This is a genomic window from Pseudarthrobacter sp. NPDC092419 (assembly GCF_044755045.1).
Classification (GTDB): domain Bacteria; phylum Actinomycetota; class Actinomycetes; order Actinomycetales; family Micrococcaceae; genus Arthrobacter.
This window is the reverse complement of the sequence record NZ_JBIVQF010000008.1, coordinates 148,256-160,305: the sequence shown is the minus strand read 5'-3', so window position 1 is coordinate 160,305 and position 12,050 is coordinate 148,256. Positions and strand designations below refer to the sequence as shown.

The 12,050-nt window shown below is 65.1% G+C and carries 11 protein-coding genes; 10 read left to right on the top strand and 1 reads right to left on the bottom strand.

The window, feature by feature from the left end; genetic code table 11:
- Positions 1-21 precede the first annotated feature (21 nt).
- Positions 22-825, bottom strand: coding sequence for an IclR family transcriptional regulator (locus tag ACIQC0_RS13600; RefSeq protein ID WP_377214221.1), 804 nt, complete (start codon positions 823-825; stop codon positions 22-24).
- A 117-nt stretch (positions 826-942) separates the two neighbouring features.
- On the opposite strand from ACIQC0_RS13600, the gene ACIQC0_RS13595 reads away from it, so the two are divergent.
- From ACIQC0_RS13595 to ACIQC0_RS13550, 10 genes are all read left to right on the top strand, one after another.
- On the top strand, positions 943-1,446 hold the full coding sequence (locus tag ACIQC0_RS13595) for a tripartite tricarboxylate transporter TctB family protein (RefSeq protein WP_400535548.1): 504 nt from the start codon (positions 943-945) through the stop codon (positions 1,444-1,446).
- 2 nt (positions 1,447-1,448) lie between these two features.
- Complete coding sequence (locus ACIQC0_RS13590) at positions 1,449-2,951, top strand: tripartite tricarboxylate transporter permease (protein ID WP_400535545.1); 1,503 nt, start codon at positions 1,449-1,451, stop codon at positions 2,949-2,951.
- 67 nt (positions 2,952-3,018) lie between these two features.
- Positions 3,019-4,026: a tripartite tricarboxylate transporter substrate binding protein gene (locus ACIQC0_RS13585; protein WP_400535543.1), complete on the top strand. Its 1,008-nt coding sequence runs from the start codon at positions 3,019-3,021 to the stop codon at positions 4,024-4,026.
- A gap of 35 nt (positions 4,027-4,061) precedes the next feature.
- Positions 4,062-4,691 (top strand): methyltransferase, encoded by a 630-nt coding sequence (locus tag ACIQC0_RS13580; protein ID WP_377214225.1) that lies wholly within the window; start codon positions 4,062-4,064, stop codon positions 4,689-4,691.
- A 20-nt stretch (positions 4,692-4,711) separates the two neighbouring features.
- Complete coding sequence (locus ACIQC0_RS13575) at positions 4,712-5,494, top strand: DUF1932 domain-containing protein (protein WP_400535540.1); 783 nt, start codon at positions 4,712-4,714, stop codon at positions 5,492-5,494.
- Positions 5,495-5,577: 83 nt separating this feature from the next.
- Positions 5,578-6,915, top strand: coding sequence for a TRAP transporter large permease subunit (locus ACIQC0_RS13570; protein ID WP_400535538.1), 1,338 nt, complete (start codon positions 5,578-5,580; stop codon positions 6,913-6,915).
- 10 nt (positions 6,916-6,925) lie between these two features.
- On the top strand, positions 6,926-7,183 hold the full coding sequence (locus tag ACIQC0_RS13565; protein WP_400535536.1) for a hypothetical protein: 258 nt from the start codon (positions 6,926-6,928) through the stop codon (positions 7,181-7,183).
- On the top strand, positions 7,180-8,169 hold the full coding sequence (locus tag ACIQC0_RS13560; protein WP_400535535.1) for a cyclase family protein: 990 nt from the start codon (positions 7,180-7,182) through the stop codon (positions 8,167-8,169). The genes ACIQC0_RS13565 and ACIQC0_RS13560 overlap by 4 nt, the downstream gene beginning before the upstream one ends.
- 103 nt (positions 8,170-8,272) lie before the next feature.
- Complete coding sequence (locus tag ACIQC0_RS13555) at positions 8,273-10,021, top strand: ABC transporter ATP-binding protein (RefSeq protein ID WP_400535533.1); 1,749 nt, start codon at positions 8,273-8,275, stop codon at positions 10,019-10,021.
- Positions 10,018-12,036, top strand: a complete 2,019-nt coding sequence (locus ACIQC0_RS13550) for an ABC transporter ATP-binding protein (RefSeq protein WP_400535531.1) — start codon at positions 10,018-10,020, stop codon at positions 12,034-12,036. The genes ACIQC0_RS13555 and ACIQC0_RS13550 overlap by 4 nt, the downstream gene beginning before the upstream one ends.
- Positions 12,037-12,050: the final 14 nt, after the last annotated feature.

Below are 12,050 nucleotides of genomic sequence, written 5' to 3'. Positions count from 1 at the left end.
ACACCCAGCTGGCGCAGCATGCTAGTAGACGGAGCCTTCGAGCAGTGCGGACAAGCTGCGGGCGGCGCGCCTCAGTTCCGGGACACCGGCCATGAGGGTCTCTTCGGTTGCAGCCTCCACAGGGCTGGTCAGCGAGATGGACTCGCTGGGCAGGCCAGTTCTATTGGTGAGGGCCACGGCAACGGACCGCACCCCGTTCGCGCGCTCATCGGCCGAGCAGGCGTAGTCCGTGCCGGCTTCGGGCATGCGCGCCTGCAAGGCCTCGAGGGTAAATGACTCATCTTCGTGCCCGGCGGCGATTGCCGCAGCCACTACCTGCTGAAGCTCTTCCTCGGAGGCGGATGCGAGCAGGATCTTACCGGCTGCGCCGAGCGTGAGGGGCAACCGCTTACCTAGAGGAAGGTCGTAACGAAGGGGCGCGTCGCCGTCCACGCGGGCCACCAGGATTCGTTCGTAGCCGAGGCGGGTGTACAGGGAGGCCGTGAGTCCGGTCTGGGTGGCCAGCTGTTGCAGGATGGGGCGGGAGGAGACGACGAGGGGATCGTTTTCCAGGTAGCTCCTGGCGGCCGGGAGAACAGCGGGGCCAATCCGGTAGGACTTGTCCGTCTGGCTGACCATGCCGAAGTCCTGAAGGACCCGAAGGATCCTCAGGGTGGTCGGCAGGCTCATGCCGCATGCCCTGGCCAAATCGCTCAGCCGCTGGGGCCGCTCCGCTCGCTGGAGTTCAGCGTAGACCTCCAGGGCCCTGGACAGGGAACGCATGTTGGAGGCCTTGGGCGTTTCTTCCGCCGATGCCATTGAACCCGTGCGGGCTGCCGTCGTCATTGTTTCATTCTATGTAATTGTCTTGCGCTTGACAGCCCCTGTGTCTGGTGTCACTATTTCTATGCACGTAATGCTCTTCCATTCTATGAAAGAGCTAGTCGAACTAAGAAGGAACTCATGACAACGGAGTCAGTGATGACGAAGACCCAGCCCGCCGCCCGCGTTGCACCCTCCGTCCTGGTGGGCATCGGCGCTTTCACGGCCGTCGGGATTTACGTCCTAATCAGCTCTGTCGGCCTGGGCCTGTGGACTTCCCTCGGGCCGGGGCCGGGATTGTTTCCCTTTGCCATGGGCGCCGTGCTTGCCGCGATGGCGGTCATCTGGCTGATCCAGGAGTTTCGCCGCCCCAGTGATACAGCAGAAGGAGTGGACCGGGGACTGGTGGTCGCCGTTGTCGTGAGCCTGGCGATCCTCGCCGCTGCGATGGACCTGCTGGGGTTCCAGCTGAGCATGTTCCTGTTTCTGATGTTCCACCTGAAGCTGCGCAGCGGCAGGTCGTGGGTCTCCTCGTTGATCATCGCCCTGGCCGGAAGCGTCGGCGCGTTCTACGCCTTCAACTATGGCCTGAACGTTTCGCTGCCGGTCTCTGCCTTCCCCCTGCTGAACACGATCGGATTCTAGACGTGGATATTTTCAACGAACTGCTTGGCGGCTTCGCCGCCGCCATGACGTGGCAGAACCTCCTGTTCGCCTTCCTTGGCTGCCTGCTGGGCACCATCATCGGCGTTCTGCCCGGCATCGGTCCGGTCGCCGGTGTTGCTCTGCTGATCCCCCTGACACTGAACCTGGACGCGACCGGCGCGATCATCATGCTGTGCGCCATCTTCTACGGCACCGCCTATGGAGGAACGATCACCAGCGTCCTGCTGAACACTCCCGGTGAAGCGGCCTCGGCCATCACCACCATCGACGGCTACGCCATGACGAAACTGGGCAAAGCAGGTGCGGCATTGACCATCGCCGCCGTCGGGTCCTTTGTGGGGGGAACCATAGCGACGATCGGGCTGGTCGCCGCGGCCCAGCCGCTTGGCGAACTGGGTCTGCTCGTCGGACCACCGGAATTCTTCGCCCTGATGGTGGTAGGCATATCCCTGCTCGTCGCCCTGGCCGGAAAATCCATGGTCAAGGCCGTCATCTCCGGCGCCTTGGGACTGCTGATTGCCATGGTCGGCATTGACCCCGTTGCCGGCGCCCCGCGTTTCACCTTCGGAATGGACCGGCTCCTGGACGGTGTCAGCTTCGTCGCCGTGATCGTTGGTGTCTTCGGACTCTCGGAATTGCTGTCCTATCGAAAAGGGACCCAAACGCCCACAGTCCACGCCCCGAACCTTCGTTCGCTCATGCCCACGGGCGGGGAATGGCGCCGGAGCGCGCCGGCCATGGCCCGCGGTACCGGCATCGGCTTCGGCTTGGGCCTCATACCCGGCATGACCGGTTCTGTTTCATCGCTCTTGGCTTACGGCGCCGAGAAGAAGTTTTCCCGGCACCGTAATGAACTCGGCAAGGGCGCCATCGAGGGCGTTGCGGCTCCCGAAACGGCCAACAACTCCCACGCGAACGCTGCACTGATCCCTTTATTCACCCTCGGCATCCCGGCTTCCCCCACGATCGCTGTCCTGATGGGAGCCTTCCTCCAGCAGGGCCTGACCCCAGGCCCGACCCTGTTCACGGAAAACTCGGAAATCGCGTGGGCGATCATTGCCAGCCTGTTCATCGGAAACTTGATGCTGCTGGTGCTGAATGTGCCGTTGGTCGGGCTGTGGACCTCCATCCTCCGGGTACCGTATTCAATCCTGACCGCCCTGATCCTGCTCTTCATGGTCATCGGCGCCTACACGATCAACTTCAGTGTCTTTGACGTCTTCGTCATGATCGGCTTCGGACTTCTCGGACTCGCACTGCGACACCTGGACATCCCCCTCGCCCCGATGGTGCTCACGTTGGTCCTCGGACCCCTCATGGAACGTTCACTGCGGGAATCGCTCGAGATTTCCCAGGGTGACTTCGGCATCTTCGTCAACCGCCCCATCTCCGCAGTCCTCATCGGACTCGGACTCCTCATCGTCTTCAGCCCGCTGCTCAAACTCCGCAAACCCAAGGCGCTGAACGAAGACCCCGAAACCTAAACCACCCCCTCACCGCCTCATTTCCTCAAACAAGCACGAAATACACACCCTTCAAAGGAGAAGTACCATGACCATCCGCCCCCGTCTCGCCGCTGCGTTCGCGGCAGCAACCCTCATCGCCGTCACCGGCTGCGGTGCCAACGCCGGCTCCCCGAACGCCGCCGCCGCCGACGACTTCCCGAAGAAGGGAAAGTCCGTCGAAATCATCGTCGCGTTCTCCTCCGGCGGAGCAGTCGACACAGCCGCCAGGCTGATCCAGCCGGTATTGGAGAAGGAACTCGGCACCAACGTCGAGGTCATCAACAAGCCCGGTGCCGGCGGGCAGATCGGCTACACCCAGCTGACCAGCGCCAAACCCGATGGCTACACCATCGGCGCAACCGGTTCCCCCTCCGTTGTCGTCTCACCCCTGGATCCTGCACGCGGAGCCAAATACACCCGGGCCAGCTTCCAGCCCCTCGGCCGGCAGGTCATTGACCCCACCGTCATCGCCGTCCAGCCGGACAGCCCGTACCAGACGCTGAAAGACCTCCTGGACGCGGCCAAGGCAAAACCAAAGTCCATGACCGCCTCCACCACTGGCCTGCAGACCGGCGAGCACTTCGCCATGACCCAGATCCAGGAAGCGACGGGCTCCCAGTTCGCCCCGGTCCACTTCTCTGAAGGCGCGTCCCAGGCCACCACCGCGTTCCTGGGCAGGCACGTGGACATCCTGGTAGCCAATGTCAGCGATGTGACTGACCTGACCAAGCAGGGCAAAGCACGCGTCCTGGGGGTCATGTCTGAAGAGCGCGCACCCTCCCTGCCGGACGTACCCACGTTCAAGGAATCAGGCTACGACCTGGTGGCAGGAACGGCCCGCGGTTACTCCGCCCCGGCCGGCCTGCCCGACGCCGTCGCCACAAAGCTCGAAGCAGCCATCCAGAAGGCCATCGAAGACCCGGCCGTCGTCCAGAAGATGGAGGACTTGGGCCTGCAGACCAGCTACCTCAACGGTGACGACTACGAGCAGTTCTGGGCCGCACAGGAAGAGGACTTCAAGAAGGTTCTCCCGCTGGTCCAAAAGAAAGACTGACCCTCCTCCACGCCCGTCCCACCGAAAGAACCCTCATGACAACCCCAGCCCTCGACACCACCGTCGCTGACTTCCCCCGCCCCGACAGGGACGTTGTAGCACGGCTCGCCAAGCTTCCGGCCGCCAACATCGGTGATGCCATGGACCGGCTCGGCGTAGCCCACTCTGCGATTCAGGCGATCTGGCCAGGTGCCCGCCTCGCCGGACCGGCCTTCACCGTCTGGACCCGCCCGGGCGACAACCAGGGCATCCACCAGGCTCTGGGGCTGGCCCGCCCCGGCGACGTCATCGTCGTGGCCGGCGGCGCAGATGAGTCAAGGGCTCTTCTGGGGGAGCTCATCGGTGAACGCGCCATCAACCTCGGCATCGCCGGCTTCGCCCTTGACGGGGCCGCCCGCGATGCCGAGGCCCTGGCCGAAATTGGGATGCCGGTCTTCGCCCGGGCAACCACACCTGCCGGTCCCTACAAGAACGGCCCCTCGCGCCTCGGAATACCCATCGCCTTCGGCGGCGTTCCTGTCCTGCCGGGCGACGTCATCATCGGCGACTCCGACGGTGTCGTCGTCATTCCCCGCGCACAGGCCGCCGCAGTCGCCGAAGCGGCCGAGACCGTTTTCGAAGACGAAACCAACCGCCGCCAAACCATTGTCGCGGCCCGCGGCTAAGCAAGAAAGATCCAAGAATCATGACAGCATGCACCGTCATTGGCCTCGGCGAAGCCGGAGCAACCTACGCCGCCGCCCTCACCGCCGCCGGCCACAAAGTCACCGGGTTTGATCCTGTAGCCCCGACCACTCCGGCCGGGGTCACCCGCGCCGCGACGGCCGCCGAAGCCTGCGGGGGTGCCGATCTCGTCCTCGTGATGACGGGGGCTGCCGCTGCCCGAAGCGTAGCCCAGGAGTGCCTGCCCGTCCTTTCGGCCGGTAGCTGCTACGCGGACTTCACTTCATCTTCCCCGGAGGTCATGCGCGAACTGGGCCAGCTCCCCAGCAAGGCGGACTTCGCCGACGTCGCCATCCTCGGACCGGTAGCGGCGCTGGGCGAAAAAACACCGCTCATGGTCTCGGGTCCCGGGGCGCAGGCTGTCGCGGACCTGCTGCGCCCGCTGGGCGTGGAAGTCGAAATCGCCGAAGGGGAACCCGGCGCTGCCATGGCCCACAAGCTCCTTCGCAGCGTCCTGATGAAAGGCCTGGCAGCAGTGGTCGTCGAAGCCGTCACCGCCGGCAAAGCCGCAGGACTCGAGGACTGGATCCGGGGCCAGATCGCAAAGCAGCTCGCCGGCGATGGACAGGCAGTCATCGACAGGTTCCTCACCGGTACCGCCAAGCATGCCCTGCGCCGCTCCAAGGAAATGCAGGAAACCGCGAACTACCTTTCCGAGCTCGGCGTACCGGTGGAAATGACGGCCGCATCTGCCGCCGTCCATGCCCGCCTTGCCGCGGCGGAATCGGCGCCGGTCTTGCGCTGACCCCTGGGTCGGAAAGAATCAATGAAGTCAGAAGTTTCTGCCAACCGCGCGGGAATCGGCTTTACAACGTCAGGAGCAGGGCAATGATCGGCATCTGGGCACTGGGAGCCTATCTGGCGGTTATCCTGCTGTGGACGACTGTGATCAAGCGCAGCGTTGGGGAGGCCATGATCCTCGGGTTCCTGACAGTGCTCCCCTTTACCGGTGCCGCAGCGGGACAGGTCGGGTGGGCAGCACTGTCCGCGGCCATCACCGATGAAATCGTTTATGCGACCATGGCTTTCGTCTTTATGGGATACCTGCTGGACAAGGCCGGTGTGCTGGACAGACTCATTGATCTGCTGAATTCCCTGATCGGCGGAGTCAAAGGCGGACCCGCCTGGGTCTCAACCGTGGCGTCGGCAGGTCTCGGCGGGGTAGTCCACAACCAGGCCGCGATCGCCGCGACGGTTGGGTCCGTCACCATCCCGTGGATGGAAAAATCCAAACTCGACAAGCCTTCCGCGGCCACCCTGGTAGCCGGCAATGCGGGCATGGGAATCACGTTCCCTTTCAGCGCCTCGATGTTCGTTCTTGTCGGCTCCGCCACCGTCGGTCCGCTGCTGGACATCAACGCGCTCGTCCTGCCCCTGCTGTTCGGCGGTCTGTGGTGCTTCCTGCACCGGCTGATTGTCACTTGGCTGTTGGTCCGCAAAAGCGGCATGACCCCGCTGGACGCTGCCCACCGGTTGCCGGTACGGGCGGCGTTCGGCAGGGGCTGGGCGACCATGTTCCTGTTTGTCGTCGTAGCGATCCCGCTCATCATCACCTCCGGCGCCATTGCTGCTTCACTGTCGGACTGGACCGGCGTAGACGTTACCAAGGCTGTCAGCGTCATCGTGTGGATCCCGGTAGTCCTGATCATCACCGGCGTGCTCCTTGGCAGAAAGACGCTCCCCAGGGCCGGCCGTGCCTGGTGGGAGTTGCTGAGGAATTCCGCACCGCGCTTCGGGATTGTGGGCATCACTGTCCTGTTCGCCTTCGCCGGAGCCAACGCCCTCGCCGCCACCGGCCTGCCGAAACAAATGACCACTCTGCTGAACGGGATGAACCTGCCCCTGTGGCTTTTGGCGGTGTTGATCGGCCTGATCGTCATTGCCGTTGCCGCGCCCCTTTCTGCGACGGCGACCATGGCCGCCGTCGGAACCGTAGGAGTGGCCACCCTCGTGGCCGCGGGAGTGCCGGTAACCACCGCAGCAGTGGCGGTCCTGGTCTTCTCCTCCTGCGAAGCCGCGGTTCCGCCAGGAGGCGCCCCGCTGTATGTGGCATGCGGTATCGCCGACGTAGACCCCTTCAAGACCTTTGCACGGCTCCTCACGCATTACGCCCTGCCCCTGCTGGGCATCGGCGTCCTGATCATCCTCGGCGTCCTGCCGATCTAAAGGAAACAAGATGCACAACATCCGAAGAATCATCGAGGTCATCTTCATCCTGACCCTGGCCGCGCTCCTCCTGGGCGGAGTCGTATTCGTATCCGGGCAAGCTGTCGCGCTGACCGCCGGGCAAGGCCAGTGGCTGGAATTCTTCAACGAGTTCATCAAGACACCCATCTGCATAACGGCGTCAGTGTGCGCGGTCGCAGGATTCCTGCTCAGCTACAAACACCCACAGAAACAGGAGCAAGCCGCCGAGAAAGCAACGTCCCGGTGACGGCAACCGGGGAAGCATCAACCTACCCAAACTTCGCCGAGCTGCTCCAAAGGAAAGGTGATCTCACAGGCACCTCATGGGGATTGTTCCCCGAGTCCGGCCGTGGAACCCCTTCCTTCATCAGCAAGAAGGCGGTCCTGGAGGCCAAAGACTGCATCAGGACCGGCACCGTGTTCGGCCTGGACTACCCGGCAGACGCCTTCGATCCGGGCATGTCCCTCAAACGCAGGGCACCTCGGCACACCATTTACTCATCGCATCCCGCCCACCGGGACGACTACCTGGATGGGTACTATCTCCAGGGATCCACCCAGATTGACGGGCTCAGGCACCGCCGGGCCGACGATGTCGGCTTCTACAACGGCACCCCGGATGACCGGATCATTGAAGGAACGCCGGACCTCGGCGTCCAGGAATGGGCAGAAAACCCAATCGCCGGCAGGGCCATACTGATTGATCTCGACGGATACCGAAACAGCCTCGGCGAGCCCATCGACCACGCGGCCGGCGAAGCCCTCGGCCTTGATCTGATCCGGACAGCCATGGCGGCCCAATCCCTCCGCACCCGCCCTGGCGATATCCTCATGCTCCACACCGGATGGTGCGAATGGTTCCTGGCCCTGGCCGCTGGAGAAAAACAGCGGATCCGGGAGAGACGCAAGGCATCAGGAGTCGCACAGTCCCGGGAGTTTGTCGCCTGGGCCTGGGACAGCCAGTTCGCGGTCGTCGCCGCCGACAACTTCGCCGTCGAATGCCTTCCTGTCGTGTCCGGCAGCCCGTTCCAGCTCCCAGCACCGAACGACCACGGCATGATGCACCAACAACTTCTCGCTAAACTCGGCATGCCCCTGGGTGAACTTTGGAAACTCGGCCCCCTGGCCCGCCACATGAGGGGCAACGGCAGGTGGGACGCCTTCATCAGCATCAAGCCGCTGAACATCACCGGAGGCACGGGGTCCCCGGCCAACGCCACCGCAATCACATGACCTGGAACGACCGCTTCTCATCGTCCTGGCCGATGCCGGTTCCCGGCGGCCGGACGTAAACTGGTCTTCGCGCCACCCCCGTGGCCCTGGACCGGGAGCCGCCTTGCTCTGGAAACTGCTTGTTGAATACCTGCGGCCGCACCGCAAGCTGCTGGCCGCCGTCGTGGTCTTTCAGCTGGCGCAGTCCATCGCGTCGCTATACCTGCCCACCCTGAACGCGGACATCATCGACGAAGGCGTGGCCAAGGGCGATACCGGGGTCATCCTGAGCCTCGGCGCCCTGATGCTCGGGATCACGCTGCTGCAGATCGCCTGCGCCATCATCGCCGTCTACTTCGCCGCGAAGGCCGCCATGGGCGTGGGCCGGGACCTCCGGAGTGCCATCTTCACGCGGGTGGGGGAGTTCTCCGAGCAGGAAGTCACAAAGTTCGGCGCCCCCAGCCTCATCACACGGTCCACCAACGACGTCCAGCAGGTCCAGCAGCTGGTCCTCATGTCCGCCACCATGCTGGTCACCGCCCCCATGCTCAGCATCGGCGGCGTGATCATGGCCATCCGGCAGGACGTGGAGCTGTCCTGGCTGATCGCCGTCGCCGTCCCGGTGCTGCTTCTCGCCGTCGGCCTGATCACCGCCCGGATGGTGCCGCTGTTCCGCAAGATGCAGAAGCGGATCGACACCGTGAACCGCGTCCTCCGCGAACAGCTCACCGGCATCCGGGTGGTCCGGGCGTTCGTCCGCGAGGACATCGAGACCGCGCGCTTCGCCTCCGCCAACGAGGACGTCACGGACACCGCCCTGCGCGCCGGCCGGCTCATGGCGCTCGCGTTCCCGGTGGTGATGCTGGTCCTGAACGTCTCCAGCGTGGCCGTGATCTGGTTCGGTGCGTTCCGGATCCAGGACGGCTCCATGCAGGTGGGCACCCTGATCGCGTTCCTCAGCTACCTGATCCAGATCCTGATGTCCGTCATGATGGCCACATTCATGGCCGTGATGATCCCGCGCGCTGCCGTCTCGGGCGACCGGATCGGCGAGGTGCTGCGCACGGAGTCCAGCGTCCGCCCGCCGCAGCACCCGGTCAGCAGCGTTGTGTCTCCCGACGGGCGAAGGAACGGCGGGCTGGAAATGCGCGACGTCGGATTCGCCTACCCGGGTGCCGACCTGCCGGTCCTCGCCGGGATCAGCTTCACCGCCCAAGCGGGGCAGACGACGGCGATCATCGGCAGCACCGGCTCCGGCAAGACAACCCTGGTGAACCTCATGCCCCGGCTGTTTGACGCCACCACCGGCTCGGTGCGGATCGACGGCGTGGACGTCCGCGAGCTGCACCCGGACCTGCTCTGGGGACACATCGGCCTGGTCCCGCAGCGGCCCTACCTGTTCACCGGCACCGTCCGCAGCAACCTGCTCTACGGCAAGCCTGACGCCACCGAGGACGAGCTGTGGGAGGCGCTGGAGATCGCGCAGGCCCGGGACTTCGTGGAGCGGATGGACGGGGGCCTGGACGCGCCCATCAGCCAGGGCGGCACCAACGTTTCCGGCGGGCAGCGGCAGCGGCTGGCCATCGCCCGGGCCCTGGTGAAGCGGCCCGAGCTGTACATCTTCGACGATTCCTTCTCCTCGCTGGACACCGGCACCGACGCCCGGCTCCGCCAGGCCCTCAAGCGCAGCACCGCCGGCGCCACCCTGGTGATCATCGCCCAGCGCGTCTCCAGCATCGTGGACGCGGATCAGATTTTAGTGCTCGACGGCGGCAGGATCGTCGGGCGCGGAACGCACAGTGAGCTGCTGGAGACATCCGAGACGTACCGCGAGATCGTCTCCTCCCAGCTCGCGGCGGAGGAGACGGTATGAGCCCGGAGTCCTCTCCCGCACCCGGCACCAAAGCCGCACCCGCCTCGGCAACGGGAGGCACCGCCGTCGTACGCATCCCGCGTCCGGCAGGGGGCCCAGGGCGCGGCGGACCGTTCGCGGGGATGAACGTCCCGGCGGAGAAGGCGATGAATTTCTGGCCGTCGGCCAAACGGCTGCTGGGGACGCTGCGGCCGGAGCGGGCGTGGCTGCTGCTGGTGTTCGTGACGGCGGTGGCCGGGGTGGCGCTGTCCGTGATCGGGCCGCGGCTGCTGGGGGAGGGCACCAACCTGATCTTCGCCGGCGTCGTCTCCCGCGAGCTTCCGGCCGGGGCCAGCAAGGAGCAGGTGATCGCGCAGCTGCGGGCCTCCGGGGAGGGGCAGCGCGCGGACATGCTTAGCGCCATGGCGCTCACGCCTGGGCAGGGGATCGACTTTGCCGCGCTGGGGAACGTGCTGACGTGGGCGCTGGTGCTGTATGTGCTGTCGTCGGCGTTTATGTGGGTGCAGGCGTATGTGCTGAACGGCGTGGTGCAGCGGACGGTGTTCAAGCTGCGCGGGGATGTGGAGGAGAAGATCCACCGGCTGCCGCTGCGGTATTTCGACTCGATCCAGCGCGGTGAGCTGCTGAGTCGGGTGACCAACGACGTGGACAACATTTCGCAGAGCCTGCAGCAGACCATCAGCCAGGCGGTCTCCTCGTTGCTGACGGTGCTGGGCGTGCTGGTGATGATGTTCATCCTCTCGCCCACGCTGGCACTGATCGCGCTGGTGACCATTCCGCTGACGCTGGGGATCACGGCGCTGATCGCCAAGCGCTCGCAGAAGCTGTTCGTGGCGCAGTGGAAGCACACGGGGGAGCTGAACGGGCAGATCGAGGAGACCTACACCGGGCATGCGCTGGTGAAGGTGTTCGGACGGCAGCAAGAGGTGGGCGAGCGGTTCCGGCAGAAGAACGCGGAACTCTATGACGCGAGCTTCGGGGCGCAGTTCATTTCCGGGCTGATCATGCCGGCCATGACGTTCATCGGGAACCTGGTGTACGTGGGGATCGCCGTGGTGGGCGGCCTGCAGGTGGCCTCCGGGGCGATGCAGCTGGGCGACGTGCAGGCGTTCATCCAGTACTCGCGGCAGTTCACCATGCCGCTGGCGCAGCTGGGGTCCATGGCGAACGTGCTGCAGTCCGGGGTGGCCTCTGCCGAGCGGGTGTTCTCGTTGTTGGATGAGGAGGAGGAGTCTGTTGAGCCACCTGCTTCTTCTGGGCCGGTGTTCGGCCGCGGGCGGCTCGTGTTCGAGGACGTGTCCTTCTCGTATTCGCCGGACAAGCCGCTGATCTCCGGGCTTTCCCTGGTGGCGGAGCCGGGGCAGACGGTGGCGATCGTGGGGCCCACCGGGGCGGGCAAGACCACGCTGGTGAACCTGATGATGCGGTTCTACGAGCTGGATGCGGGGCGGATAACGCTCGACGGCGCGGACGTCACCTCAGTGCCGCGGCGCGAGCTGCGCTCGCGGATGGGGATGGTGCTGCAGGATACGTGGCTGTTCGGCGGAACGATCCGGGACAACATCGCGTACGGGCGGCCTTCGGCTACTGAGGCTGAGATTTTGGAAGCGGCCCGTGCGACGTACGTGGACCGGTTCGTGCGCTCGCTGCCGGACGGGTACGACACGGTGCTGGAGGACGAGGGCGCCAACGTGTCCGCGGGGGAGAAGCAGCTGCTAACGATTGCGCGGGCGTTCCTTGCCAGGCCGTCGGTGCTGATCCTGGACGAGGCGACGTCTTCGGTGGACACCCGGACCGAGGTGCTGGTGCAGAAGGCGATGAGTGCGCTGCGGTCCGACCGGACGTCGTTCGTCATTGCCCACCGCCTGTCCACCATCCGCGACGCCGACCTCATCCTGGTGATGGAGGCCGGCCAGATCGTAGAGCAGGGCACGCACGCTTCGCTCCTTGCTGCTGGCGGGGCTTATGCGCGGTTGTATGAGGCCCAGTTTGCGGCTCCGGCGGCGGAGGTTTGAAGCTCGCTCGTTTC

Bases quoted from the DNA above. Each gene is read 5' to 3' on its own strand.
- ACIQC0_RS13600 (WP_377214221.1), bottom strand. From the start codon at position 825: ATGACGACGGCAGCCCGCACGGGTTCAATGGCATCGGCGGAAGAAACG.
- ACIQC0_RS13595 (WP_400535548.1), top strand. From the start codon at position 943: ATGACAACGGAGTCAGTGATGACGAAGACCCAGCCCGCCGCCCGCGTT.
- ACIQC0_RS13585 (WP_400535543.1), top strand. From the start codon at position 3,019: ATGACCATCCGCCCCCGTCTCGCCGCTGCGTTCGCGGCAGCAACCCTC.
- ACIQC0_RS13580 (WP_377214225.1), top strand. From the start codon at position 4,062: ATGACAACCCCAGCCCTCGACACCACCGTCGCTGACTTCCCCCGCCCC.
- ACIQC0_RS13575 (WP_400535540.1), top strand. From the start codon at position 4,712: ATGACAGCATGCACCGTCATTGGCCTCGGCGAAGCCGGAGCAACCTAC.
- ACIQC0_RS13570 (WP_400535538.1), top strand. From the start codon at position 5,578: ATGATCGGCATCTGGGCACTGGGAGCCTATCTGGCGGTTATCCTGCTG.
- ACIQC0_RS13565 (WP_400535536.1), top strand. From the start codon at position 6,926: ATGCACAACATCCGAAGAATCATCGAGGTCATCTTCATCCTGACCCTG.
- ACIQC0_RS13550 (WP_400535531.1), top strand. From the start codon at position 10,018: ATGAGCCCGGAGTCCTCTCCCGCACCCGGCACCAAAGCCGCACCCGCC.